This window comes from Lentzea xinjiangensis (assembly GCF_900110955.1).
GTDB classification, from domain to species: Bacteria; Actinomycetota; Actinomycetes; order Mycobacteriales; family Pseudonocardiaceae; genus Lentzea; species Lentzea xinjiangensis.
This window is the reverse complement of sequence record NZ_FOFR01000001.1, coordinates 205,107-230,508: the sequence shown is the minus strand read 5'-3', so window position 1 is coordinate 230,508 and position 25,402 is coordinate 205,107. Positions and strand designations below refer to the sequence as shown.

The following is a 25,402-nucleotide window of genomic DNA, read 5'->3' as shown; positions in this document are numbered from 1 at the left end:
TCCTGTGAGCACACCGGAGTCGCAGATCAGCAGCCGCGTCCCTTCGCTGCTGCGGGTGAGTGCCGCGCTGAGCTGGCGGTTCGTCGTCGTGGTGGCCGCGCTGTACGTGGTCGCCTACGTGCTGGGCTTCCTCGCGTCGATAGTGATCCCGGTCGCAATCGCCCTGCTGCTCGCCGCCCTGCTGTCGCCGGGCGTCTCGAAGCTCGTGGAGTGGCGCGTCCCGCGCGGTGTGGCGGTGACCGTGATGATGATCATCGGCATCGGCGTGCTCGGCGGCGTGCTGACGTTCGTGATCAGCGAGTTCTCCCGCGGCCTTCCCGAGCTGCAGACCCAGGTCGGGGCGTCGCTCGACACGATCCAGCAGTGGCTCAAGGACGGGCCCGCGCACCTGTCCGACCAGCAGTTGCAGAACTACCTCAACGACATCGTCAACACGATCAAGGAGAACCAGGCCGAGATCACCTCCGGCGCGCTCACCACGGCCGCGACGGTCGGCGAGGCGTTGACGGGCCTGCTGCTCGCGCTGTTCACCCTCATCTTCTTCTTGCACGACGGTGACGGCATCTGGCGTTTCGTGACCCGCGCGGTGCCCCGCGATGTGCGTCAGCGCGTCGACGTCGCCGGTCGTCGCGGGTTCAGCTCTCTCGTTTCCTATGTGCGCGCAACGGCCGCGGTCGCGGTCGTCGACGCCGTCGGTGTCGGCATCGGACTGGCGATCATCGGTGTTCCGCTCGTGGTGCCGCTGTCGGCGTTGGTGTTCCTCGGCGCGTTCATCCCGATCATTGGCGCGGTGTTCACCGGCGCCGTGGCGGTCTTGATCGCGTTGGTGACCAACGGCCCGATCGCGGCACTGGTGGTGCTGGCCGTGCTCATCGGCGTGATGCAGCTTGAGTCGCACGTGTTGCAACCGATCCTGTTGGGCCGGGCGGTCAAGCTGCACCCGCTGGCGGTCGTGCTCGCGATCGCGGGCGGCTTGGTCGTGGGCGGCATCGCCGGCGCGTTGCTCGCCGTGCCGTTGCTGGCGGTGCTGAACTCCGGGATCCGGTCACTGGTGTCGGAGGCGGACGCCGTGCAGGAGCCGGAGAAGGTGGACGTGCTCGACCCGCAGGACACGGCCCCGAAGGACGACAGGAGCGACCGGGTCCAGGAGCTCTAGTCCGCGGTGCGCTCCAGGTAGCCCCGCCTGGTGAACGCCTGCCAGAACTGGAGCGAGCTGCCGGCGGGCCGGACGGTCAGCCGCGCCCTGCCGCCGGGAGCCACCTCGACGCGCACGACCGGGCTGCCGGTCCAGTCGATCGCGGCACGGACGTCGTGCACGCCCGGCGGGACCGGGAGGTCGAGCTGCTCGTCGGCGCCGATCCGGACCACGCGCACACCGTCGACCTCGATCCAGTACGCGCGGGCCCGGTCGCGCCACACGGCGGCGGGGCGGTGGACGGTGATGAGCGCCTGCGCGGTGGTCTCCCCCATGCGGTGATCGTGACACGTGACCCCGGCCGATGAGGCCGAATCGATCGCGAAACCGCGGTGCTAGGCCATCGAGACGAGGTTGCGGCCGTAGGCCTTGGCCGCCAGCAACGCCGCGTCGGCCGCGACGAGCAGGTCCGGGAGCTGGTAGCCGAACCGGGTCGTGCAGGACACGCCGATCGACACCGTGAGGCCGTGCAGCTCGTGCGGCTTGCCGTCGGTCGCCATCGTGGGCACCCGGAGCGCGGCCACGGCCTTGCGCACCCGTTCGGCCACCGACTCCGCCTCGTCGGGGGTGGCGTCGGGCAGCAGCACGACGAACTCCTCGCCGCCGAAGCGCCCGACCAGGTCACCGCGCCGGACGGTGCCGCGCAGCAGCAAGGAGATCGCGGCCAGGGCGGCGTCGCCCGCCAGGTGGCCCACCTCGTCGTTGACCCTCTTGAAGTGGTCGAGGTCGAGCAGCATCACGGCCATCGGCCGGGTGCGCTCGGCGCCCTTGGCCAGCTCGTAGCGGGCCCGGCTGTCCCAGTGCACGGCGTTGGCGAGGCCGGTCTTGGCGTCGTGCTGGGCCGAGCGGCGCCACTGCGGGAGCTGGGCCGCCCGTTCCAGCAGGGCCAGCGACGGGCCGGCGATCAGGGCGTGCACGGCGTTGGTCTCCGTCACGCAGCCCATCAGCCCGCCGATCGACACCGCGACGATGCCGAGCACGACGTCGATGGGCTCGCCGACGTTCTCCTCGAAGGTGGAGGACGGCCTGCGCAGCTTCATGCCGAACGAGATCAGGGCCGCGCGCAGGGCCAGCAGGACGGTCGCGCCGATCACCATGAGCAGCAGGTTCGCCCGGGGGTCGGTCCAGCCGAGCAGGGAGCGGGTCACGAAGACCGCGAGCGCCGTCGCGCTCAGGGTGTAGACCCAGCGGTAGGTCTCCGGGCGTTGCTCCAGCAGGCAGTGCAGGGCCGGTCCGAACAGCAGCAGCACCAGCAGGTTCGGCGGCAGGGCGAGGATGCCCGCCGTCAGGTAGGACAGGTGGGCCGCCCACGGGTTGCGCTCGGTCTCGCCGATGCGGTGGCTGTAGATGGAACTGCCGATGATCACCGCGCCCGCGGTGCCGGCGATGGCGGCGAACCTGGCGATCTCGGACGGTGACGGCGTCGCCGAGGAGACGATCGCGTACACGACGGTGGCCAGCGCGGCGGCGTCGACGAGCAACCAGTAGCAGAGCGCGGGCCGCCGCAACGTCCACAACGGCCAGTCGCGCACCTGTACGCCCTCCCCACCCTGACCCCGGAGAGCGTCGCACATTCCTCCGTTTGGCAGAAGACGGCCACCTGGGGGTTAGCCAGCACACGTTCTCGCGGCAGGATGGTGCCTGAAAGGAGCACAGCGTGCCCGACGAGCCTGCCGAACGTGTGACGAAGATGATCGACGACCCGGCCACACCCCTGTGGCGCGGGGCGATCGCGCTACGCATAGTCACATTCCTGTTCGCGGCGGCGAACGTGATCGCGAACCAGTCCGGCCAACCCGGTTACGAGCGGCCGTGGCTCGCGTGGACCACGCTCGGGGTGATGGCGCTGTGGTCGGTCTTCACCAGCCGCGCCTACAGCACGACGTGGGGCAGGCGGTGGCCGGTCGTGCTGGCCGACTTGGCGCTGACCTGCGGTCTCATGTCGCTGTCACCGCTGATCATGTCCGACCACCAGCTCCTGACCCTCAACGTCCCGCTGATCACCACGATCTGGGCGTCCGTGCCCGCGGTGGCGCTCGGCGCGCTCGGCGGGGCGGCCGCGGGTTTCGTCGGCGGGCTGACCGTCGGCCTCTTCACCTACCTGTCGAAGGGCGTGCCGAGTCTCGACCTGCTGCGCGACGTCGTGCTGCTGGCGGGCGCCGGCATGATCGTCGGCATGGCCTCGGCCACCGCGCGGCGCTCGGCGGTGCGGCTCGCCCAGGCGTTGCGCGCGGAAGCGGCGACGGCGGAACGGGAACGGCTCGCCCGTTCGATCCACGACAGCGTGCTCCAAGTGCTCGCCCGCGTGCGCAAGCGCGGCCTGGAGGTCGGTGGCGAGGCGGCGGAACTGGCCCAGCTCGCCGGCGAGCAGGAGGTGGCCCTGCGCAACCTGGTGGCCGCCGCGCCCGCCGACTCCACTGTGGACGGCGAGGTCGACCTGCGGCCGGGCCTGCAGCTCCTCGCCACGCCCAGGGTCCAGGTGTCCACCCCCGCCACGCAGGTCATGCTCGCCGCCGCGACGGCGGGCGAGCTGACCTCGCTCGTCCGCGAGGCGCTGTCCAACGTGGACAAGCACGCCGGTCCGGGCGCGCGGGCGTGGGTGCTGCTGGAAGACCTCGGCGACGAGGTCGTGCTGAGCGTCCGGGACGATGGTCCCGGCATCCCGGACGGTCGCATCGCCTCCGCCGCGGCGGAGGGCAGGATGGGGATCGAGAAGTCGATCAAAGGTCGGGTGGAGGCGCTGGGGGGTGCGCTCGAGCTCCAGACCGGGCCGGGGGAGGGCACGGAGTGGGAGGTCCGGGTGTTCAGGGAGGGGGCGGCAAGATGACGGTCTCGGTGATGGTCGTGGACGACCACCCGATGTGGCGCGAAGGCGTCGCGCGCGACCTGGCGGAGCGGGGCTTCGAGGTCGTGGCGACCGCCGGTGACGCCGCCTCGGCCGTGCGCATCGCGAAGGCCGTGCGGCCGGACGTGGTGCTGATGGACCTCAACCTCGGCGAGCTGTCCGGGGTGGACGCCACCCTGCTGATCACCGGCGAGCTGCCCGGCACGCGGGTGCTGGTGCTGTCCGCGTCCGGTGAGCACGACGACGTGCTCCAGGCCGTGAAGGCGGGCGCGTCCGGCTACCTGGTGAAGTCCGCGTCCGCGGAGGAACTGGTCGACGCCGTGTCCCGCACCGCCGCCGGAGACGCCGTGTTCACCGCCGGTCTCGCCGGACTGGTGCTGGGCGAGTACCGCCGCATGGCCGCCGCGCCCGGCGACTCCGCGGAGGAGAAGCCCCAGCTCACCGAACGGGAGACCGAGGTGCTGCGGCTCGTGGCCAAGGGCCTGACCGCCCGGCAGATCGCGAACCGCCTGGTGATCTCCCACCGCACGGTCGAGAACCACGTGCAGTCGACTTTGCGCAAACTCCAGCTGCACAACCGGGTGGAGCTGGCGCGTTATGCCATTGAGCACGGTCTCGACAGCGAACCGGAGGCACAGAGATGACCGATCCCAGGGACTTACGCGTGTCCGACGCGGAACGTGAGCACGTCGTCAGCCTGCTGAACAAGGCGGTCGGCAGGGGCATGCTCACGCTCGACGAGTTCACCACCCGCACCGACACCGCGCTGGGCGCCGTGACCAGGGCCGACCTCAACGCCGTGCTGCTCGACCTGCCCGGCATGGTCAACAACGAGCTCGCGCACGCGCGCACCGAGCTGAAGAACACGATGGGCACCACGGTCCGCAAAGGACATTGGATCGTGCCGAGCGAGCTCGTCATCCGCAACACCCTCGGCAGCACGAACCTCGACTTCACCGCGGCCGACGTGCCGCCGGTCGTCACCGTCGACCTCGACGTGTCGCTGGGCTCGGTGAAGCTGCTGCTGCCCGCCGGGTCGTCGGTCGACGTCAACGCCGTGGAGATCACCGCGGGCGAGCTGAAGGACAAGGTCCACAACGCCGTCGGCAACCCGCACTTCCAGCTCAGGGGCGCGGTGCGCGGCGGCACCGTGGTGATCAAGCGGAAGCGCTGATCTGCGACCTCCCCGCCGAGCCCGCAGGATCGAGGCATGCGATGCCTCGTGACCGGTGCGACCGGGTACCTCGGCGGACGGCTCGTGCCCAGGCTGCTCGCCGAGGGGCACCGGGTGCGCTGCCTGGTGCGGTCGCCGGAGAAGCTGCGCGACGTGCCGTGGGCGGACCGGGTCGAGATCGTCCGCGGTGACGTGCTCGGCGACCTCGACGAGGCCATGCGGGACGTCGAGGTCGTGCACTACCTCGTGCACTCGTTGCACTCGAAGGACTTCGCGGACGCCGACCGCGAGGCCGCCGTGAACGTGGCGAGGGCCGCGGAACGCGTCGGCGTGCACCGGATCGTGTACCTGGGCGGGCTGCACCCGGAGAACGTGCCGCTGTCGCCGCACCTCGCCTCCCGCAAGGAGGTCGGCGAGGTCTTCCTGGCCTCGCCGGTGCCCGCCGTGGTGCTGCAGGCCGCGGTGATCATCGGGTCCGGCTCGGCGTCGTTCGAGATGCTGCGGTACCTGACCGAACGGCTGCCGGTCATGGTCACGCCGCGCTGGGTGCACAACCGGATCCAGCCGATCGCCGTGCGGGACGTCCTGCGCTACCTCGTCGGCGCGACGACGCTCGACGCGAACCGGACGTTCGACATCGGCGGGCCGGACGTGCTCACCTACCTGGAGATGATGCTCCGGTACGCGCGGGTGGCCGGGCTGCCCAGGCGCCGCGTGCTGCCCGTGCCGCTGCTCACGCCCGGCCTGTCCTCGCACTGGGTCAACCTGGTCACGCCCGTGCCGGGGTCGATCGCGAAGCCGTTGATCGAGTCGCTGGTGCACGAGGTGGTGTGCCGCGAGAACGACATCCGCGACCTGCTGCCCGGCGAGAACGTCGGCTACGACCGGGCGGTCGAGCTCGCGCTGGACAAGATCCGGGACGCCGACGTGGAGACCCGGTGGTCGGGCGCCTCCGTGCCGGGCGCGCCGAGCGAGCCGCTGCCGACCGACCCCGGCTGGTCCGGCGGTTCGGTGTACACCGACGAACGCGAACGCCACGCGCAGGCGACGCCCGAACGGCTGTGGGAGGTCATCGAGGGCATCGGCGGCGAGCGCGGCTGGTACTCGTTCCCGCTGGCCTGGGCGATCCGCGGGTGGCTCGACCGGCTCGTGGGCGGGGTGGGCCTGCGTCGCGGCAGGCGCGACCCCGCGCGGTTGCACGTGGGCGAGGCGCTCGACTTCTGGCGGGTGGAGGAGGTCGAACGCGGCAGGCTGCTGCGGTTGCGCGCGGAGATGAAGGTGCCGGGGAAGGCCTGGCTGGAGCTTCGAGTGGCGGACGGTGAGCGCGGCGGGTCCACTTACCGCCAACGCGCGGTGTTCGTGCCCAAGGGGCTCGTCGGCCACCTCTACTGGGCGGTGGTCTGGCCTTTCCACGGCGTGGTGTTCGGCGGCATGGTGCGCAACATCGTCAATGAAGCTGAGCTGCACAAGAACTTCAGAAAGTCCTGATGGACTGCACAAGCAGCGAAGGGTGAAACTTCCCGCATGAAGGCTCTCGTCAAGGTCGCCGCTGGGCCTGGTCTCGAACTGACCGATGTCCCGGACCCGGTTCCGGGACCGGCGGACGTGCTGGTCAGGGTGTTGCGCACCGGTATCTGCGGCACCGACCTGCACATCGACTCGTGGGACGACTGGGCCGCGGCCAACATCGAGGCGCCGCTGGTCCTCGGCCACGAGTTCGTCGGCGAGGTCGTCGAGGTCGGCGGCTCGGTGACCGGTGTGAAGGTCGGCGACCTGGTCAGCGGCGAGGGCCACCTCGTGTGCGGGACGTGCCGCAACTGCAAGGCGGGCCGCCGTCACCTCTGCGCCAACACCCGCGGTCTCGGCGTGCACTCCAACGGCGCGTTCGCCCAGTACGTCGTGCTGCCCGAGCAGAACGCGTGGGTGCACCGCACGCCCGTCGACCTGGACGTGGCCGCGATCTTCGACCCGTTCGGCAACGCCGTGCACACCGCGTTGAGCTTCCCCGTCATCGGCGAGGACGTGATCATCACCGGTGCCGGCCCGATCGGCATCATGGCCGCCGCCGTCGCCAAGCACGCGGGCGCGCGCAACGTCGTGATCACCGACATCTCCGAGCACCGGCTGGACCTCGCCCGCAAGGTCGGCGTCGACCTCGCGGTCAACGTCGCCGAGCGGACGATCGCCGACGCGCAGGCCGAGCTCGGCATGGCCGAGGGCTTCGACGTCGGCATGGAGATGTCCGGCAAGCCCGTGGCGATGCGGGACATGATCGCGAACATGGCGCACGGCGGTCGCATCGCGATGCTGGGGCTGCCCGCGGAGGAGTTCCCCGTCGACTGGAGCAGCGTCGTGCTGAAGATGCTGCACGTCAAGGGGATCTACGGCCGCGAGATGTTCGAGACCTGGTACTCGATGACCGTGCTGCTCCAGCGCGGCCTCGACCTCGCACCGGTCATCACGCACCGGTACGACCACACGCAGCACGCGGAGGCGTTCGCCACCGCGCGTGAAGGCAAGTGCGGCAAGGTCATCCTCGACTGGACGGGAGCCTGATGTACGGCGAGCTGAAGAACGACCTGGTCTCCACGATCGGGGAGATCCGGGAGGCCGGGCTCTACAAGTCCGAGCGCGTGATCGGCACCCCGCAGAACGCCGCCGTCCGGGTCGGTTCCGGTGCCGAGGTGCTGAACTTCTGCGCCAACAACTACCTCGGCCTCGCCGACCACCCGCGCCTGATCGAGGCCGCGAAGAAGGCGCTGGACGACTGGGGCTTCGGCATGGCCTCGGTGCGGTTCATCTGCGGCACGCAGGAACCGCACAAGGAGCTGGAGCGCAAGCTCTCCGAGTTCCTCGGCACCGACGACACGATCCTCTACAGCTCGTGCTTCGACGCGAACGGCGGCCTGTTCGAGACGCTGCTCGGCGCCGAGGACGCGATCGTCTCCGACGAGCTGAACCACGCGTCGATCATCGACGGCGTGCGCCTGTCCAAGGCCCGCAGGTTCCGCTACAAGAACCGCGACATGGACGACCTGGAGCGCCAGCTCAAGGACGCGGCCGACGCGCGCTACCGCCTCATCGCGACCGACGGCGTGTTCTCGATGGACGGCTACCTCGCGCCGTTGGACGAGATCTGCGACCTGGCCGACCGCTACAACGCGCTGGTCATGGTCGACGACTCGCACGCGGTCGGCTTCACCGGCCCGACCGGCCGCGGCACGCCGGAGCTGTTCGGCGTGCAGGACCGCGTCGACATCGTGACCGGCACCCTCGGCAAGGCGCTCGGCGGCGCGTCCGGCGGGTACACGTCGGGTCGCGCGGAGATCGTCGAACTGCTGCGCCAGCGCTCGCGCCCGTACCTCTTCTCGAACTCCCTCGCGCCCTCGATCACGGCAGCCTCGATCGCCGCGCTGGACATGCTCTCGTCGTCCTCGGAGCTGCTGAGCCGGCTGCGGTCGAACAGCGAGCTGTTCCGCCGCCGGATGACCGAGGAGGGCTTCGACCTGCTGCCGGGCGAGCACCCGATCATCCCGGTGATGATCGGCGACGCGGCCGAGGCCTCGCGGCTCGCCGACCTGCTGCTGGAACAGGGCGTCTACGTGATCGGCTTCTCGTACCCCGTCGTGCCGCACGGCAAGGCGCGCATTCGCACGCAGATGTCCGCCGCACACACGGCCGATGACGTCAATCGTGCCGTGGACGCATTTGTGGCCGCACGGGCGAAGATGTAACCGTAGGACTTGGACCGGCTCCAAAAACTACTTCCTTCAGGGACATTTGGAAGTAAAAGATGGAGCCGGTACGAGACTTTCTTCTAGTTTCGTCGACATGCCACGACGAAAGTCCAGTGTGGTGGGACGGGAGTTCGGCGAGGGCGTCCGCAACGCCATCGAGCGGACCGGGCTGACCCACCGCAAGCTCGCCGAAGAACTCGGCTGGGACGAAGCCAAACTCTCCGACCTGGTGCGCGGCAAGGGCGGCGTGACCCAGGCCGACCTGGAACGGCTGCTCGGCTACTGCCGTGTCAAGCCGCTTGAGGCCGATTACTTGCTTGCCCTGTTTCGGGAAACGCGCGAGAGCGGTTATCTCAAGATCCCCGACGGACCACCGGACCAGGTCCCCGTGCTGCTCAACCAGGAGCGTCTCGCCAACGAAATCACTGTCTGGTCGACGAATCTCGTCCCAGGCCACCTCCAGACCGCTGACTACATGCGTGCCGCCATCGACCGAGTGGCTCGCTCCAAGTCGATTGACTACGAGAAAGTCATCACCGCGAAGCTTGAACGCCGCAAGCTCTTCCATTGGAGCCGTACGTTCCTGTTCTACATCCACGAACAGGCTCTGCGCCTGCCGGTGGGCGGGCCGGATGTGATGAAGGACCAGTACCTCCACCTCCTGGGCATGGCGCAGCGCGACTACATCACCGTGCGAGTCGTTCCTACCGCCATCGGGGCACATGCCGGAATTTCCGGATCATTCCTCAGGCTTGGTTACGAGAAGTTCGAGCCGGTCATCTTCCTCGAAGGCGAGACCTCCGGTCTCTTCCTGGAAGACACGAAGTCGCTCGCGGTCTACTCCTCGGTGCTGAAGTTGCTCGACGTTCAAGCTCTTGATCCGGAACAATCGAAGAGGCTGATCAGCAGCATCCTGGTCTGAGGAGGCGTTCCGCATGTCGACCTGGCGCAAGAGCTCCCACAGTCCGAACTCGAGCGACTGCGTCGAGGTCGGGCGCGGCATCGGCATCCGCGACAGCAAGGCCCCCGCCGCGCACGTGCCGGTCTCGGGTGAGGCGTGGTCCGCGTTCCTCCAACATGTGACCCGCGTCACTCAACGGTAAGAATCGGCGCGGCCAGCGCACTACTCGGCGTGGAGGAATTCGCGACGGTCTACCGCGAGTGCTACCCGCGAGTGCTCGCCTACGCCGCGAGCCACGCGGGGGCGCGACTCGCCGAGGACATCACCAGCGAGACCTTCACGATCGCCTGGCGGAAGTCCGCTCAGATGCCGTCGAACGCGTTGCCGTGGCTGCTCGGCATCGCCCGCAACCTGGTGCGCGAGACCCGTCGGCAGACGACGCACTACGAGCTGACGGACTTCCCCGCCGAGGACGAGTTCGCGGTGATCGAGCTGCGGGCGGCGCTGTCGAGCCTGTCCGAGGCCGACCAGGAGGTCCTCACCCTGATCGCGTGGCACGGGCTGGCGGCGGCGGAGGCGGCGCAGGTGCTCGGGTGCACGCCGGCGACGTTCTTCGTGCGGCTGCACCGGGCTCGGCGGCGACTGCAGGCTGCTCTGTGGACTCCGAAATTCGACAGTGCGAGGGAGTCATGGAAGACCTCCTGAAGGACCTGGCCCAGGCCAAGCCGCCCACTCCCGAGGTCGACCGCGACCGGATGGAACGCGACCTCGCGCGCATCACTTCGTTGCCGCGAGAGAGGCCTGCGCGGATCCAGTTCGTGCGGCGGTACGCCCCGTTGCTGGTCATCGGCGCGGTGATCGTTCTTGCGGTCGTCCTGCTGCCCGCGCCCCCTCAGCCCGTGCAACCTGCCGCGGCACCGCGCTGGTGGCACGTGCTGACGCGGATCCACTCGATCATGATCGTCGGTGACCCGGCGAAGCCGTACGGCGCGTACTTCAGCTCCATGTCGGAGCAGTGGATGACCACCGACAGCCGGATCTCAGTCGTCCAGAAGGACGGCAGCGTCACGCCCATGCCGCTGACCAGGGAGTACGACGGGTGGGAGGCGGCGGGGAAGCCGGAGGTCGCGCCCCTGGTCGGTGGGAGCCGCTCGGTGCGCATGGGGCCGATGAAGCCGTCTGTGCAGAAGACCACCGTGTCCGGACTCCAGATGTCCGCGCACAGCCAGGTGCGCCTGGATTCACTGGACTCGCTGCCCGCCGATCCGCGGGAGCTGGGGAAGGCGCTGGAGACGATCGTCGGGAAGGACACCTACCGGATCGCGACGCTCGTGATGGAGCTGATGGCCTCGAACATCCGCGACGATCAGCGGCGGGCGGCGTTCGAGCTGCTCAAGACGCTCGACGGGGCGCGGGTCCTGGGTGAGGTGCAGGTGGGGGAGGCGCGGCGCGGCACCGGTGTGGCGGTCAGCGCGCCGCCGACCTTCCAGTTCACCGACGTCGAGGCGCAACTGGTCGTCGACGAGGAGACCGGTCTGCCGGTGATCAGGCGGGACGTGATCACCACGTCCCAGTACGGCCTGCCCGCCGGTGTGCCCATCTCGAACGAGGAGTACCTCCTGCTGGACGAGGTGGACTTCGAGCCGATCGTGCCGCAGGACGTCCCCGTGAACGGTCCGGTGGAATCCCCCATCATTGAGCGGTGATCGACCCACGACGGCTCCGCGTCCTGCGCGCACTCGCCGACCACGGCACGGTGACGGCGGCGGCCGCGGCACTGCACCTCACGCCGTCAGCGGTGTCGCAGCAGCTCGCCGCCCTGGAGTCCGAGGCGGGACACCCGTTGCTGCTGCGCAAGGGACGCCGGGTGTCCCTGACCCCGGCCGGCTCGCTGCTCGTCGCGCACGCCCACGTCGTCGCCGCGGAGCTGGAACGCGCACAGGCCACTTTGGACGCCCTGGCCGCGGGGTCCGCGGGCCAGGTGGCGGTCGCCGGGTTCTCCTCGGCGATCACCCAGGTCGTGGCGCCCGCGCTGGCGGCGTTGAAAGAACGGTCGATCGAGCTGTGCGTGCGCGACGCCGAGGGGCACGAGAGCGTGCGGTTGTTGCTGGACGGCGAGATCGACGTGGCGATCACCGAAGAGCACCGGACCACCGACCGGATGAGCCGCTTCCCGCTCTACACCGAGCCCTTCGACGTCGTCCTGCCGCCGGGGCGGGAGGCTGCCGGGCCGGTGGACCTGGCTTCGCTTGCCGACGAGGACTGGGTCGTGACGCTGCCCGGCAACCCGCTGCGGGACGTGGTGGAGATGGCGTGCGCGCAGGCCGGGTTCACGCCGCGCATCCGGCACACCTCTGACGACTTCCGGGCGATCGAGGCGCTGGTCGCGGCCGGGGCGGGGGTGGCGTTGGCTCCCCGCAACGCCGTGCGCGGGATGCCGGTGGCGGGGGTGGCGCCGCTGCGGCGGGTGGTGGCGGCGGTGCGGCGAGGGTCGGAGGAGCACCCGCTGGTCAGGGCGGTGCTCGACGAGCTGCGGGCGGCGCGTTAGGGCGGCGGGATCGACACGCGCAGCTTGGCCGCGATGCGCGTCAACGCCTGGCGGTCCTCGCCCGTGAGCGGATCCAGCACGAACTGCCGGACCGAGCGCAGGTGTGCGGGGGCGGCGGCCCTGACCACCTCGAAGCCCTCGTCGGTCAGCGAGGCGAGGGTGTACCGGCCGTCGTCGGGGTCGGGGTGGCGGACCACCCAGCCGCGGTGCTCGAAGCGCTTGACCACGTTGGACAGCCGCGACAGCGAGCCGTTGGCCAGGTGGGCGAGCTCGCTCATGCGCATGCGGCGGTCGGGGGCCTCCGAGACGTGGCTGAGCACCAGGTAGTCGAAGAGGCTCAGGCCCGACTCCTGTTGCAGCGGCGCCTCCAGCCTGCCCGGCATGAGCAGCAGCAACGAGACCAGCCCCGTCCAGGCTTCCTTCTCCTCCGCGTTCAGCCACTCCACCCGCCCAGCTTACTTCACGCTTGAAGTCGTGTACGGTTGACTTCAAGCGTGAAGTCATTGGAGGCAGGGATGAGCAAGGTCGAGTTCTTCGCGACACCGGGCTACGGCGAGACGCAACTGGAGAACATGCACTACAGCCAGGCGGTGCGCATCGGTGACCGGGTCGAGACGTCCGGGCAGGGCGGCTGGGACGACGGCTTCGAGTTCCCCGAGACGCTGGAGGCCGAGATCGTGCAGGCCTTCGACAACGTCGAGCGGACGTTGCGGACCGCCGGGGTGACGTGGGCCGACGTCGTGCACGTGAACTCGTACCACGTGCTGGAGGACGGCTTCGAGGAGCACAACCGGGTGATGGTCGAGCAGTTCCGCCGGCGGATGGGCGATCGAGCGCCGATCTGGACCGAGAGCGGGGTCACCGCCCTCGGTCACCCGAGGATGCGCGTCGAGATCCGCGTGACGGCGATCGGCTAGTGCGGGGCGCGGGCGGCGAGCTTGGCGGCGGCGGGGTCGGCGGCGGCCAGGGCGCCGCGGGCCGCGAGCTGGCAGATGTCCATGCTCGACGTCGCCAAGCGCGCGCCCACGTCGGCCAGGGCCGTGTGGTTCATCGACAGCGACGTCACGCCCATGCCGATGAGCACGCACGCCAGCAGCGGGTCGGCCGCGGCCTCGCCGCACACGCCGACGGGCTTGCCGGTGGCGGTGGCCGCCTCGCCGACCAGGGAGATCAGGCGCAGCAACGCGGGCTGCCACGGGTCGTTCAGCGCGGCCACGCCACCGAGCTGGCGGTCCGCGGCGAAGACGTACTGGGCCAGGTCGTTGGTGCCGATGGAGATGAAGTCGACGACCTGGAGGATCTCGCGGGCGCTCAACGCGGCCGAGGGGACCTCGACCATGACACCCGCACGGTCGATACCCGCCTTGCGCGCGCGTTCCACGAACCAGGCGGCCTCGGCGGCGGTGGCGACCATCGGCGCCATCACCGAGACGTCGGCACCCGACGACTTGGCCGCGGCGGCGATGGCTTCGAGCTGGCGGTCGAGGACCTCGGGGCGGTCGAAGGCGACGCGCAGGCCGCGGACGCCGAGGGCCGGGTTGGGTTCGGGGTCCGGGCTCAGGAACGCCAGCGGCTTGTCCGCACCCGCGTCGAGGGTGCGCACCACGACCGGCTTGCCCGCGAACGGGGCCAGCACGGCCTCATAGGCCGCGGTCTGCTCGGCGACCGTCGGTTCCTCCGCGGCGTCGAGGAAGCAGAACTCCGTGCGGAAGAGGCCGACCCCCTCCGCGCCCGCGGCCGCGGCGGCCGCCGCGTCGGCGGGGGAACCCACGTTGCCCAGGACCTTCACGCGGTGGCCGTCCTTGAGCACGCCGACGCCGTTCCACTCGGCCTTCTTGCCGGTGCCGGCCGCGCGGACCTTGCCGTCCGACTCGCGGACCTGACCGGTGTCGCCGTCGACGTCGAGCGAGGACCCCTCGAAGGCCAGGACGCCGCGGCAGGCGACGACGGCGGGGATGCCGAGCGACCGCGCGAGGATCGCCGTGTGCGAGGTGGGACCGCCCTCCTCGGTGACCAGGGCGAGGACCTTCGCCGGGTCGAGACCCGCGGTGTCCGCGGGCGCCAGGTCCCGCGCCACCAGCACGGCCGGCGACGCGAGGTCGGGCACGCCGGGCGCGGGCAGGCCGAGGAGCTCGGCCACGACCCGGTCGCGGACGTCCTGGACGTCGCGAGCGCGTTCGGCCATGTAGCCACCGGCGGCCTGCAACGCCGTGACGAACTTCTGCGCCGCCTGGTGCACCGCGCGGGCGGCGGGCAGCGACTCGTTCACGACGAGCTGCTCGGCGGACTTGATCAGCGACGGGTCCCCGGCCATCGCGGCCGTGGTCTCCAGGACGGCGCGGGCATCGCCGTCGACGGTCTTCGCGCGCTCCATCAAGCGCTGCGCCACGACCTCGGTCGCCGGCCTGATCCGAGCGGCTTCGGCGGCTGTGTCCGCGGGTCGCGGGCCCGCGGGAGGTTCAGGAAGGGGCTCGGCCACCCTCACCAGAGGGCCGGAAGCCCGGCCACCGCTGACACCGACACCGCTCAGCCGCGTGCTCGACATGGTCTAGACCATACCCTTCCGCTGTGAACCGCCAACAGCGCAGTGCGACCAATCCACCGGCGGGTCGCGGCGCGGCGGTCACCCCGTCAGCGAGCGCACCTCGGCGGCGGTCGGGTACGAGGGCTGCGCGCCCGCCTTCGTGACGGACAGCGCGGCGACCTTCACCGCGTAGCGGGCAGCCTGCACGAGATCGTCGCCCTGCGCCAGCCGCGCGGACAGGGCACCGGCGAACGCGTCACCGGCGCCGGTCGTGTCGACGACCTCGGGCACCTCGATCGACGGCACCTCGACGACCCCGGACCGGGTCACCACGGCGGCGCCGCGCGAGCCCAGGGTGACGATCGCCGACGCCGGGCCGAGCCCGAGCAGGCCGCGCCAGTCCGGCGCGAGCTGCGCCGCCTCGTGCTCGTTCACGATCAGGACGTCGAGCTGCCGCAACGCCTCCGCGGGCAGCTCGGCGACCGGCGACAGGTTGAGCACCGGCCGGACGCCCGCCCGTGCCGCGACGCCGATCGCGTGGACCACCGTCTCCAGCGGCACCTCCAGCGAGCACGTCAGGACGCGGACGCCGTCGAACGACAGGGAGTCCACATCGGACGGCGCCACGTCGGAGTTGGCGCCCGGCGACACCACGATCGAGTTCTCGCCGTCCGGGGTCACGGTGATGTAGGCGATCCCGGTCGGCCGCGCGGAGGTCTTCACCAGCGAGGTGCCGACGCCGGCCGACTCCAGCGACTCGCGCAGCACCGAGCCGTAGCCGTCGTCGCCGACCGCGCCGACGAGCGCGACGGAGGCGCCCACGCGAGCGGCGGCGACGGCGGTGTTCGCGCCCTTGCCGCCGGGCAGCACGACGGTGTCGCCGCCGAGCACGGTCTCACCGCCCGCGGGCCGCCTGCCGACCTCGACGACGAGATCGGCGTTGGCGGACCCGAGGACCAGCAGCTCGTTCGTCACTTGATGAACTCTGCCACGTTCTGCTTCGTGACGGCCTTGACCTCGACGTCCACGACCTGCTGGACGGACTCGCCCTTCGCCGCGCGCACCGCCTGCTCGACGGACTTGGAGCCGAGCAGCTTCGGCTGCTGCGCGATGGTGGCGGCGAGCGTGCCCTCCTGCACGGCCTTGAGCCCGTCGGGCGTGCCGTCGAAGCCGACGACCACGACGTCCTTGCCCGCGCGGGCGCCGAGAGCCTTGATCGCGCCGAGCGCCATCTCGTCGTTCTCGGCGAAGATGCCCTTGATGGTCGGGTGGCCCTGCAACAGGTTCGTGGTCTCGTTGAGGCCCTTGGCGCGGTCGAAGTCCGCGACGGCGGTGGCGACGACCTTGATGTTGCCGCTGTTCAGGCCCTGCTCGAAGCCCTGGCCGCGGTCGCGCGACGCCGACGCGCCCGAGATGCCCCTGAGGTGCGCGACCTCGCCGGAGGTGGCGCGGCCGAGCTCGATGGCCGCGAGGCTGCCGCCCGACACGTTGTTCGAGGTGACCTCGGCGGCGATCTTGCCCTCGACCGAGCGGTCGACCGCGATCAGCGGGATGTTCGCCATCTCGGCGGCCCTGGCCGCGGGCGCGGACTGCTTGGAGTCGACCGGGTTCAGGATGATCGCCTTGACCCCCTGGGTCACCAGCGTCTGCACCTGGTTGACCTGGTTCGTCGCGTCGTTCTGCGCGTCGACCACGGTCAGCTTGGCGCCGAGCTGGTCCGCCATCTCCTGGGCGCCCTGCTGCAGCTCCACGAAGAACGGGTTGTTCACCGTGGACACCGCCAGGCCGATGGTGATCTGGCCTCCGGACGACGCCCCAGTTCCACCGCACCCGGCCGCGAGCAGTGCCGCGGCGCCGAGGGTCAGCGCGATCCGTCGGGTCACCTTCATTGGGGTCTTCCTTACCTGTTGCGGGGTTTTCTCAGCGACGGCGAAGTGAGTCGAGCAACGCGGCAAGAGCGATCACCGCGCCGATGACGACCTGCTGCCAGAACGGCGGCACCTGCAGCAGGTTGAGGCCGTTGCGCAGGACGGCGAGCACGAGTGCGCCGACCAACGTCCCGGTGGCGCGGCCGACGCCACCGGACAGCGACGCACCGCCGATGACGACAGCGGCGATGGCGTCGAGCTCGTAGCCGGCCGCCGCCTGCGGACCGGCGGAGGCCAGCCGTCCCGCGAGCACGAGGCCGGCGGCGGCGGCGAACAGGCCGGACAGGGCGTAGATCCAGAGCTTCTGCCTGCGGACGTCGATGCCGCTGAGCTTCGCCGCCTCCTCGTTGCCGCCGATCGCGTACATGCGGCGGCCGAGGTTGGTGCGGGTGAGCACCAGGCCGGTGACGCCGAAGAACAGCAGCATCAGCAGCAGTGGCAGCGGAACCACCGGCGTGAGGTTCGAGCCGAGGAACGTGACCACGGCGTCGGTCTCGTGCGGCTGGCCCTCGGAGATCACCAGCGTGAGACCGCGGGCGACGCTGAGCATGGCCAGCGTCGCGATGAACGGCGGCAGCTTGCCGTAGCTGATCAGCGCGCCGTTGACGAGACCGCACAGCGCGCCGACGACGAGGCCGGCCGGGCCCGCGGTCAGCGCGCCGACCATGGCGGCCAGCGCGGCGATGCTGCCCACCGACAGGTCGATGCCACCGGCGACGACCACGAACGTCATGCCGAACGCCATGATCGCGATGACCGCGGCCTGCACGCCGACGTTGAGCAGGTTCTGCGCGGTGAGGAACGCCGGCTGCGCGACCGCGATCGCCACGACGAGCACGAGAAGCCCCGCCAGCGCCCCGTTCTCGGCCAGGTACTTCTTGGGCGCGTGCTTGCGGTTGCCGATTGCGGTCATGCGGAGATCTCCTGCACGGCGAGTGCCATCACCTGGTCCTGGGTCGCGCCACCCGGCAGCTCACCGGCCACCCGGCCGTGTGCCATCACGACGACGCGGTCGCTCATCCCGATCACCTCGGGCAGGTCGCTCGACACGAGCAGCACGGCCCGGCCCTGAGCGGTCATGCGGTTGACGAGCTCGTAGATCTCGACCTTGGCGCCGACGTCGACGCCGCGCGTGGGCTCGTCGAGGATCAGCACCTTCGGGTCGGCCAGCAGCCACTTGCCGATGACGACCTTCTGCTGGTTGCCGCCGGACAGCTCCTTCACCGGCTGCTCGACGCTGCCCTTGACCCGGAGCTTGCCCACCATGTCGTGCAGGCGCTCGCGGTCGCGGTTCCCGAGCGTCACGAGCTCGAGGTTCTGGCCGACGGTCGCGGTGAGGACGAGGCCCTGGCCCTTGCGGTCCTCCGGCACCAGGCCGAGACCCGCCTTGATCGCGGCCTGGACGTCGTTGCGGCGCAGCGGCTTCCCGTCGACCTCGACCGAGCCCTCGTCGTAGTCGTCCACGCCGAACGCGGCTCGCGCGACCTCGGTCCGGCCCGCGCCGACCAGGCCCGCGATGCCGACGACCTCACCCGCGCGGACCTCGATGGTGATGTCGTGGAAGGCACCGCGCCTGCTCAGGTGCGAGATGCTCAGCAACGGCCTGCCGGGGCGCTGCCGCGCGCGGGGGTACTGCTCGTCGATCGGGCGGCCGACCATCAGCTCGATCATGTGCCGGGTGCTGACGCCCGGCCCGAGCACCCCGACGGACCGGCCGTCGCGCAGGACCGTGATGCGGTCGGCGATGCGCTGGATCTCGTCGAGGTGGTGGGTGATGAAGACGAGGCCCACGCCGTTGCCGCGCAACTGGGCCATGATCTCCAGCAACCGGTCGGTCTCGGTGTCGGTGAGGACCGCGGTCGGCTCGTCGAGGATCAGCACCCCCGCGTCCTTGTCGAGCGCGCGGGCGATCTCGATCATCTGCTGCTGGGCGATGCCGAGGTCCTTGACCTTCGCGTCCGGGTCGACGTCCAGGCCGACGCGCTCCAGCAGCCGCGGGGCGCGACGGCGCGCCTCGGCGCGGTCGACGAAGCCGAACCTGCGCGGCAACCGGTTCAGGAACAGGTTCTCCGCGACGCTGAGCTCGGGCACCAGCGCCAGCTCCTGGTGGATGACCGCCAGGCTCGCGCTGCCCTCGATCGTGCCCGCGTCGGGGCCGTGGATCCCGGCGAGCACCTTGACCAGCGTGGACTTGCCGGCGCCGTTCTCGCCGAGCAGGACGTGGACCTCGCCCGCGAAGATGTCGAGGTCGACGCCGTCCAACGCCTTCGTCGGGCCGAAGTGCTTGGTGATGCCGCGGGCGGTGATCAGCGCGTTCACAGCTCGGCCTCCCCGAGCGAGCCGCGCAGCACGAGCTTCGCGGTCAGCCGGACGTCGTCCGGCTGCTGGCCGTTGATCAGGGCGAGCAGGCTGCGGGCGGCGGCGCGGCCCATCTCCACCGTCGGCTGCGCGACGACCGTGATCGGCGGGTCGAGCAGCGGGAACCACGGCTGGTCGTCGAACACCGCGAGCGCGATGTCGTGCGGGATCCGCAGGCCGCGGCCCCTGATCTCGGCCAGTGCGCCGAGCCCCATCAGGTTGTCCATCGCGACCAGCGCGGTGGCGCCGTCGTCGATCAGCTTCGCGGCGGCCTGGCTGCCGCTCTCCTGCCGGAAGTCGCCGTGCACGACCTGCGCCAGGCCGCCGAGCGCCCCGGTGAACACGTCGGTGCGCTCTCTCCCGGTGGAGGTGTCCGGTGGACCCGCGATCACCCCGACGCGGGTGTGACCGGCGCCGACGAGCCGCCGGGCGAGCGCGGTCAACGCCTCGCTGCCGTCAGCGCGGACGACGGGGCACGTGGCGCCCCTGACCGTCCGGTCGAGCAGGACCAGCGGCACCCCGCCCGCGCTCACCTCGCGAACCAGACCGGGGTCGTCGGTCGCGGGGCACAGCAGAAGGCCGTCCACCCGGCGGTCGAGCAGGGTGCGCACGTAGGTGGCCTCCTGCTCGGCGCTCTCGTCGGCGTTCCCGATCACGACGCAGTAGCCGTGCGACCGGGCTTCGTCCTCGACCGCCCTGGCGATCTCGGCGAAGAACGGGTTGAGCAGGTCGCTGATGACCAGCCCGAGGGTCTGGGTGCTGGTGGTCCTGAGGGATCGCGCCAGGGCGTTGGGCCGGTAGCCGAGCTCCTCGATCGCGGCGAGCACGCGCTCACGGGTCTCGGGCGTCGGGGCGGCGTGGCCGTTGAGCACGCGCGACACGGTGGCCGTGGAGACGCCGGCGTGCTGCGCGACGTCCTTCATGGTCGTCACGGCGCAGTAGTTAATCGATTACACGGCCGTCCAGTCAAGCGGATGAGTAGGTGTACGGATGTCACCGGGCGTGTCCTGCCTCACGCTGAGCACATGGACGGACAGGACCGGCTCGGGTACGAGCAGCGCCTCGCGCTGGAACTCGCGGCGATCGGCCAGCGGCTGGTGACGATCAGCACGGAGATGCGGGCACAGTCGGCGACGACCGCGGTCGCCGCCGAGGCCGTCGCACCGTCGCCGCCGGCCCAAGCCACTCCAGGTCCCGCCGTACCACTCCAACCCCCACCCCCGACGCAGCAACCAGCGCCCCCCACACCGTGGCCGCCCCACCCCCCCGCCCCCTGGCTCCAAGGGAACGCGGGGGCCCCGCGTTTCCCTGAGGGGAACGCAGGGCCCCCGCGTTCCCAGCAGCCGCAGCAGCCGCAGCAGCAGCCGCAGCAGCAGTACTGGCCTGCGCCGCAGCCGCGCGAAGGGTTGTTCGAGAAGCTCGGCAAGGACGGCGCCGGCTCGAAGCTGCTGGCCTGGGTCGGCGGCGCGATCACCGTGCTCGGCTTCGTGCTGCTGCTGATCCTCGCCATCCAGCGCGGCTGGCTCGGCCCGATGCCGCGCGTCGTCGGCGGCGCGGTGTTCAGCGGCGCGCTGGTCGGCATCGGCGTCTGGCTGCACCGCAACCCGGCCGGGCGCACCGGTGCGTTCGCCCTGGCCGCCACCGGTTTCGCGGGGTTGTACCTGGACGTCGTCGCCGCCACGAGCCTCTACGGGTACCTGCCTCCCGCCGCCGGCCTCGTCGCCGGGCTCGTCGTCGCGGCGGCCGGTGTCGCGCTCGCCCTGCGGTGGGACTCGCAAACGCTCGCGGTCGGCGTCGTCGCGGCGTGTGCGCTGTGCTCGCCGGTGATGACCGGGGGATTCACCGTCCTGCTGGTCGGCTTCCTGCTGGTGCTGAAGATGGCGAGCACGCCGGTCCAGATCCACCGCAACTGGCCGGGCCTCGCGATCGCCGGTGGCTTCGGGCCGATCCTCGCCTCGCTGCTCACGACCGCGAGCGCGATCCCGCGCGATTACGAGTGGACCGTGGTCGGGGTGGCCGCGGCGACGACCGTCGCCGGCCTCGTGGTCGCGCTGCTCACGATCAGGAAGCGGCCGGCGGACATCGTCGCGGTCGCCCTGGTCGCGGGCTCCGCGCTGCCGGCGATGTTCGCGACGACCCTGCTGGACAAGCCGTCCGCGTCCATCCTCGCCGGTGCCGTGGCCGCCGTGCTGCTGGCGATCTGGATGGTCCCCGACCTGCCGCGCGCGTTCACGACGGCGGCCGGCGCGACGGGCATGCTCGCGTTGTTCCAGACCACGGTGATCGCGCTCGACGGCAACGTGCGCACGGCGATCGTGCTGGCCGAGGCGGTGCTGCTGGCGTTCCTCGCGGCGCGGCTGACGAGGAAGAGCGCGCTGGTGGGGTCGATCGCGTTCGGCGTCGTCGGGTTCCTGATGGCGGTCGTCCAGGCCGTGCCGATCACGTGGCTGCTGGACGAGCCGCGCTACGTCCGCGCCGGAGCCGGCGACTACGCGGCGGGCCTGGTGACGGCGGTGGTGCTCGGCATCTACGCGGCCACCGCGCCGTGGGCCGCGCTGAAGATGCGGGTGCTGCGCGAACCGGCCAGGCACCCGTTCGCCTGGGTCCTCTCCGGACTGGTGCTGCTGTACGGCGCGGCGGGCGCGGTGCTGTGCGCGGCGCTGCTGGTGTCGCCGGACGAGACCGGATTCCTCTTCGGACACTCGGTCGTCACCGTGTCGTGGACCGTCGTCGCGTTGTTCCTGCTGGTCAAGGGGATCAACAACAAGGCGCTGCGGATCTCGGGGCTGATCCTGGTCGCCGCGGCCGTGGTGAAGCTGGTGACGTTCGACCTCTCCGCGCTCGACGGGGTGGCCCGCGTGCTCGCGTTCCTCGGCGCCGGTCTGGTGCTGCTGACCGCCGGCACTCGTTACGCCAAGTTGGTGGCCGGGGCGAAAACTCCGCAGTAGTCCCACTGGAGGACAAAGATTTCCCTCGTCCGAGTGACCGAAGTGGAGCGAAGCACCCGGAAGTGGTCCCATCGCCCGCATGGCAAAGCCACGCCTCGTGGCCGCGGTGCTGGCACTCTCAGCGGCCATCGCGGCGATGGGTGTCGAGCAACGGCACGACATCACGATGACTTCCGCGTCGGTGGTCCCGCGCGCGTACGTCGTCGACTCGACAGGTCTCGTCCAGATCGTCGACACGGCGACCGGCACGGTGCTCGCGCACGCCGACACAGCGGGCCACGCGACGGGTGTCGCCGTGTCCCCGGACGGCCGGCGTCTCTTCGTGGTCAACGGGTGGACCGGCGTGGTCACCGAGGTCGACCCGGCCACCGGTGAGGTCGTCGACCGGCTCTTCACCAGGATCCCGCTGTCGCGGGCGGTGATGCGCCCGGACGGCGAGCGCCTGTACGTCTCGGCCGCCGGCGGCGTCGCGGTGGTGGACCCGCGGACGTTCCGGCTGGTGGCCGTGGTCAGGACCGGCGGGCAGCCGCAGGGCCTCGCCGTCCACCCGGACAACCACGTCCTCTACGTGGCCAACGCCCAGGACGGCACGGTCGGCCTGGTCGACACGGCGACGGCGTTCCAGACCTCGGCGGTGCCGGTGGGCGGGCTGCCGCAGCACCTCGCGATCTCACCGGACGGCAAGCGCCTCTACGTGAGCGCCATGCACCTGGGCCAGGGGACGCCCGGCACGCTGTCGGTGATCGACACGACCACGAACCAGGTCGCCGGCGCGCTGGACGTCGGCAGGGGAGCGGGCGGTATCGCCGTCACCCCGGACGGCGCCACGGCCTACCTGGCACTGCCGAAGGAGAGGTCGGTCGCGGTCGTCGACACGGCGACCATGACCGTGAGCAAGCGCTTGCCCATCCACGCGCTGGGCGTCGCCATCGCGCAGGGCGACCCGCGGGTCTTCCTCGCGACCGGTCCGACTACGACGGTGCTGGACAGCTCGGACACGGTCCTCGCCACCTACCGGATGGTCACGGCGGGGCTGGGGGAGGTGAGGCCGCGCCAGTTCGACGCGGCCTTGATCGCCTTCCCGCCCGGTCAGCCGACGGCGACCGGCTTGCGCACCTCGTCATCGAGGTCGTCGACCGGCTCGTCGTGAAGCGCGAGCCGTTCCTGGATCCGCTTGAGCGGGCCCGGTGACCACCACGCGGCGTCGCCGAGCAGCTTGAGCACGGCCGGCACGAGCAGCATGCGGACCACGGTGGCGTCGAGCGCCAGCGCGAGGATCATGCCGACGCCCACGAACCGCATCATCGCCACCTGCGAGAACGCGAACGCGCCCGTGACGACGATCAGCAGCAGCGCCGCCGAGGTGATCACCCGGCCGGTCTTGGCCAGGCCGGTGGTCACGGCCTCCTCGGTGGTCGCGCCGCTGCTGCGGGCCTCGACCATCCGCGAGAGCAGGAAGACCTCGTAGTCCGTCGACAGGCCGAACACGATGGCCGCCATCAGCACGACGATGCCGGACTCGAGCGGCCCCGGCGTGACGCCGAGCAGACCCGCGAGGTGACCCTCCTGGAACACCCAGACCAGCACACCGAACGTCGCGGACAGCGACAGCGCGCTCATCACCACGGCCTTGATCGGCAGCAACACCGAGCCGAACGCGAGGAACATCAGGACCAGCGTGGCGCCGACCAGCAGCGCGATCATCAACGGCAGCCCCTCGGCGATGGCGTCGAGCGAGTCGCTGACCATGGCGGTGTTGCCGCCGACCAGGACCTCGGCGCCGGCGGGCGGCTGGAGCGCGCGGACGTCCTTCAACGCCTGCTTGGACCGCTCGCTGAGCGCGTCGTCCTCCAGACCGGCGGACGCGGCCGTGACGCCCTTGTCCGCCCCGGTGGGCTGGACCTCGCCGACGCCGTCGACGTCCTTGACCTTGCCCAGGAACTCCTGGACCGCGGCCTGGTCACCGCCCTTGACGACGATCCTGAAGCCGGTGTTGGAGAGCGCGGAGAAGTTCTCGTTGATGTTCTCGGTGGCCACGCGCACGGCGTTGCCCTCCGGCAGCACCTTCTCGGTGACCTGGCCGAACTGGACGTTCAGGAACGGCGCGCCGAGCGCGACGAGGACGCCGATGATCGGCAGCGCGACCAGCACGGGCCGCTTCATGACGTTGCCGCTCAGCTTGCGCCAGCCGCGTTCGCTCGGCTCCTTCTTGCGCCACGGCATCGCGAGCTTGTCGACCCGGTGGCCGAGCACGCCGAGCAGCGCGGGCAGCAGCGTCAGCGAGACCAGCGCGGCGATCGCGACCGACGCGACACCGCCGTACGCGAGGGACTTCAGGAAGCCGTGCGGGAAGAGCAGCAGCCCGGCCAGCGCGATGACCAGCAGCGTCGCGCTGAACACGACGGTGCGTCCGGCACTGGCGACCGTGCGGCCGACGGCCTGTTCGGTGGTGCGTCCCGCGGCGAGCTCCTCGCGGAACCGCCCGACCATGAACAGGCCGTAGTCGATGGCCATGCCCAGGCCGAGCAGCGAAGCGACGTTGACCGCGAACGAGTTGACCTCGGTGAAGATCGCGACGCCGTGCAGCACGCCGAGCGCGCCCATGATCGCGAGGCCGCCGACGACGACGGGCAGGCTGGCCGCGACCAGGCCGCCGAAGATGACGACGAGCAGCAGCAGGACCAGCGGCAGCGAGAACATCTCCGCGCGCGTCAGGTCGTCCTGCGACATGTCGTTGATGGCCTTCTGGGTGGGCACGAGCCCACCGACCTGCCGGTCGAAGCCGTCGATCGGCAGCAGTTTCTGCACGTCCTCGAACTGCTTGATCTGCTCGTTCGAGTCACCGCTGGTCAGCGTGATGGCGACGAGAGCCTGCCGCCGGTCGTCGGACGGCACCGGCCCGACGGTCTTGAGCACGTCGTCCTTGGGAAGACCGCTGACGTGGTCGGCGATCTTCTTCAGTTCGAGCGGGTTGGCGAAGTCGCCGCGGTAAATGACGATCACGTCACCGTTCTGCCGCCCGAACGCCTCCTCGGCTACCTTGTCGGCCCGCGCCGCCTCACTGGAGGGAGCCTCGTACCCGCCCTGGCTGAGCTTGTCGAACACGCCCAGGCCCCAGACGCCACCGACCACGGCGAGCAGCACGGTCGCGACCAGGACCACCCATCGGCGGCGATATGCGATCGAGCCCCACTTCGCGAACATCGACGACGGCCTCCTGGGTTACCGTGCTGCCAATCCCGTG

General features: G+C 70.8%; 25 protein-coding genes. 15 read left to right on the top strand and 10 right to left on the bottom strand.

Annotated features, from left to right (window positions below):
* The first annotated feature begins 4 nt into the window (after window positions 1–4).
* Window positions 5–1,156, top strand: a complete 1,152-nt coding sequence (locus BMW88_RS01170) for an AI-2E family transporter (protein ID WP_089948378.1) — start codon at window positions 5–7, stop codon at window positions 1,154–1,156.
* Here the strand turns inward: BMW88_RS01170 and BMW88_RS01165 are convergent.
* Together BMW88_RS01165 and BMW88_RS01160 are read right to left on the bottom strand one after the other, a co-directional pair.
* On the bottom strand, window positions 1,153–1,470 hold the full coding sequence (locus BMW88_RS01165; RefSeq protein ID WP_089948376.1) for a hypothetical protein: 318 nt from the start codon (window positions 1,468–1,470) through the stop codon (window positions 1,153–1,155). The two genes, BMW88_RS01170 and BMW88_RS01165, sit on opposite strands and share 4 nt — an antisense overlap.
* A 60-nt stretch (window positions 1,471–1,530) precedes the next feature.
* Window positions 1,531–2,727 (bottom strand): GGDEF domain-containing protein, encoded by a 1,197-nt coding sequence (locus BMW88_RS01160; protein WP_089948375.1) that lies wholly within the window; start codon window positions 2,725–2,727, stop codon window positions 1,531–1,533.
* A 158-nt stretch (window positions 2,728–2,885) separates the two neighbouring features.
* Here BMW88_RS01160 and macS point away from each other — a divergent pair, with 158 nt between their 5' ends.
* The 11 genes from macS to BMW88_RS01105 all read left to right on the top strand — a co-directional run bounded on the left by macS (window position 2,886) and on the right by BMW88_RS01105 (window position 12,400).
* A complete protein-coding gene (macS, locus tag BMW88_RS01155) occupies window positions 2,886–4,022 on the top strand; it encodes a MacS family sensor histidine kinase (RefSeq protein WP_089949393.1) in 1,137 nt (378 codons plus the stop codon).
* Complete coding sequence (locus BMW88_RS01150) at window positions 4,019–4,684, top strand: response regulator (RefSeq protein WP_089948373.1); 666 nt, start codon at window positions 4,019–4,021, stop codon at window positions 4,682–4,684. Before macS ends, BMW88_RS01150 begins: the two co-directional genes overlap by 4 nt.
* 20 nt (window positions 4,685–4,704) lie before the next feature.
* Window positions 4,705–5,214: a DUF1707 SHOCT-like domain-containing protein gene (locus tag BMW88_RS01145; protein WP_245777502.1), complete on the top strand. Its 510-nt coding sequence runs from the start codon at window positions 4,705–4,707 to the stop codon at window positions 5,212–5,214.
* 36 nt (window positions 5,215–5,250) lie between these two features.
* Entirely contained in the window at window positions 5,251–6,702 is a 1,452-nt protein-coding gene (locus tag BMW88_RS01140) for an SDR family oxidoreductase (protein WP_089948370.1), read from the top strand.
* A 36-nt stretch (window positions 6,703–6,738) separates the two neighbouring features.
* Entirely contained in the window at window positions 6,739–7,770 is a 1,032-nt protein-coding gene (gene tdh / locus BMW88_RS01135; RefSeq protein WP_089948369.1) for an L-threonine 3-dehydrogenase, read from the top strand.
* On the top strand, window positions 7,770–8,948 hold the full coding sequence (locus BMW88_RS01130; RefSeq protein ID WP_089948367.1) for a glycine C-acetyltransferase: 1,179 nt from the start codon (window positions 7,770–7,772) through the stop codon (window positions 8,946–8,948). Before tdh ends, BMW88_RS01130 begins: the two co-directional genes overlap by 1 nt.
* A 97-nt stretch (window positions 8,949–9,045) precedes the next feature.
* Window positions 9,046–9,873, top strand: a complete 828-nt coding sequence (locus BMW88_RS01125; protein ID WP_177220862.1) for a helix-turn-helix domain-containing protein — start codon at window positions 9,046–9,048, stop codon at window positions 9,871–9,873.
* 13 nt (window positions 9,874–9,886) lie between these two features.
* Complete coding sequence (locus BMW88_RS01120; RefSeq protein ID WP_089948363.1) at window positions 9,887–10,054, top strand: DUF397 domain-containing protein; 168 nt, start codon at window positions 9,887–9,889, stop codon at window positions 10,052–10,054.
* A gap of 29 nt (window positions 10,055–10,083) precedes the next feature.
* On the top strand, window positions 10,084–10,557 hold the full coding sequence (locus tag BMW88_RS01115; protein ID WP_089948361.1) for an RNA polymerase sigma factor: 474 nt from the start codon (window positions 10,084–10,086) through the stop codon (window positions 10,555–10,557).
* Window positions 10,542–11,558: a hypothetical protein gene (locus BMW88_RS01110; protein WP_089948359.1), complete on the top strand. Its 1,017-nt coding sequence runs from the start codon at window positions 10,542–10,544 to the stop codon at window positions 11,556–11,558. Before BMW88_RS01115 ends, BMW88_RS01110 begins: the two co-directional genes overlap by 16 nt.
* The gene (locus BMW88_RS01105; RefSeq protein ID WP_089948357.1) at window positions 11,555–12,400 is read left to right on the top strand and encodes a LysR family transcriptional regulator; all 846 of its coding nucleotides are present in this window, start codon (window positions 11,555–11,557) and stop codon (window positions 12,398–12,400) included. Before BMW88_RS01110 ends, BMW88_RS01105 begins: the two co-directional genes overlap by 4 nt.
* On the opposite strand, the gene BMW88_RS01100 is transcribed toward BMW88_RS01105, so the two are convergent.
* The gene (locus BMW88_RS01100; protein ID WP_245777501.1) at window positions 12,397–12,846 is read right to left on the bottom strand and encodes a MarR family winged helix-turn-helix transcriptional regulator; all 450 of its coding nucleotides are present in this window, start codon (window positions 12,844–12,846) and stop codon (window positions 12,397–12,399) included. The genes BMW88_RS01105 and BMW88_RS01100 overlap by 4 nt on opposite strands.
* 69 nt (window positions 12,847–12,915) lie before the next feature.
* Between BMW88_RS01100 and BMW88_RS01095 the strand changes: the two genes are divergently transcribed.
* Window positions 12,916–13,317, top strand: a complete 402-nt coding sequence (locus tag BMW88_RS01095) for a RidA family protein (RefSeq protein WP_089948356.1) — start codon at window positions 12,916–12,918, stop codon at window positions 13,315–13,317.
* On the opposite strand, the gene ptsP is transcribed toward BMW88_RS01095, so the two are convergent.
* From ptsP to BMW88_RS01065, 6 genes are all read right to left on the bottom strand, one after another.
* Window positions 13,314–14,945, bottom strand: coding sequence for a phosphoenolpyruvate--protein phosphotransferase (gene ptsP, locus BMW88_RS01090; protein ID WP_089948354.1), 1,632 nt, complete (start codon window positions 14,943–14,945; stop codon window positions 13,314–13,316). The two genes, BMW88_RS01095 and ptsP, sit on opposite strands and share 4 nt — an antisense overlap.
* Window positions 14,946–15,023: 78 nt before the next feature.
* Entirely contained in the window at window positions 15,024–15,899 is an 876-nt protein-coding gene (locus BMW88_RS01085) for a ribokinase (protein ID WP_089948352.1), read from the bottom strand.
* Window positions 15,896–16,813, bottom strand: a complete 918-nt coding sequence (locus BMW88_RS01080; protein ID WP_089948350.1) for a substrate-binding domain-containing protein — start codon at window positions 16,811–16,813, stop codon at window positions 15,896–15,898. Before BMW88_RS01080 ends, BMW88_RS01085 begins: the two co-directional genes overlap by 4 nt.
* A 31-nt stretch (window positions 16,814–16,844) precedes the next feature.
* On the bottom strand, window positions 16,845–17,765 hold the full coding sequence (locus BMW88_RS01075) for an ABC transporter permease (RefSeq protein ID WP_089948348.1): 921 nt from the start codon (window positions 17,763–17,765) through the stop codon (window positions 16,845–16,847).
* Window positions 17,762–19,171, bottom strand: a complete 1,410-nt coding sequence (locus BMW88_RS01070; protein ID WP_089948346.1) for a sugar ABC transporter ATP-binding protein — start codon at window positions 19,169–19,171, stop codon at window positions 17,762–17,764. Before BMW88_RS01070 ends, BMW88_RS01075 begins: the two co-directional genes overlap by 4 nt.
* Window positions 19,168–20,133 (bottom strand): LacI family DNA-binding transcriptional regulator, encoded by a 966-nt coding sequence (locus tag BMW88_RS01065; RefSeq protein WP_245777567.1) that lies wholly within the window; start codon window positions 20,131–20,133, stop codon window positions 19,168–19,170. The genes BMW88_RS01070 and BMW88_RS01065 overlap by 4 nt, the downstream gene beginning before the upstream one ends.
* Window positions 20,134–20,616: 483 nt before the next feature.
* On the opposite strand from BMW88_RS01065, the gene BMW88_RS01060 reads away from it, so the two are divergent.
* Together BMW88_RS01060 and BMW88_RS01055 are read left to right on the top strand one after the other, a co-directional pair.
* Window positions 20,617–22,158 carry a DUF2339 domain-containing protein gene (locus BMW88_RS01060; RefSeq protein ID WP_245777500.1) on the top strand — a complete coding sequence of 514 codons (1,542 nt, stop codon included), beginning with the start codon at window positions 20,617–20,619 and terminating at the stop codon, window positions 22,156–22,158.
* Between the two features lie 79 nt (window positions 22,159–22,237).
* A complete protein-coding gene (locus tag BMW88_RS01055) occupies window positions 22,238–23,308 on the top strand; it encodes a beta-propeller fold lactonase family protein (protein WP_089948341.1) in 1,071 nt (356 codons plus the stop codon).
* Here the strand turns inward: BMW88_RS01055 and BMW88_RS01050 are convergent.
* Window positions 23,248–25,362 (bottom strand): MMPL family transporter, encoded by a 2,115-nt coding sequence (locus tag BMW88_RS01050; RefSeq protein ID WP_089948340.1) that lies wholly within the window; start codon window positions 25,360–25,362, stop codon window positions 23,248–23,250. The two genes, BMW88_RS01055 and BMW88_RS01050, sit on opposite strands and share 61 nt — an antisense overlap.
* Window positions 25,363–25,402: the final 40 nt, after the last annotated feature.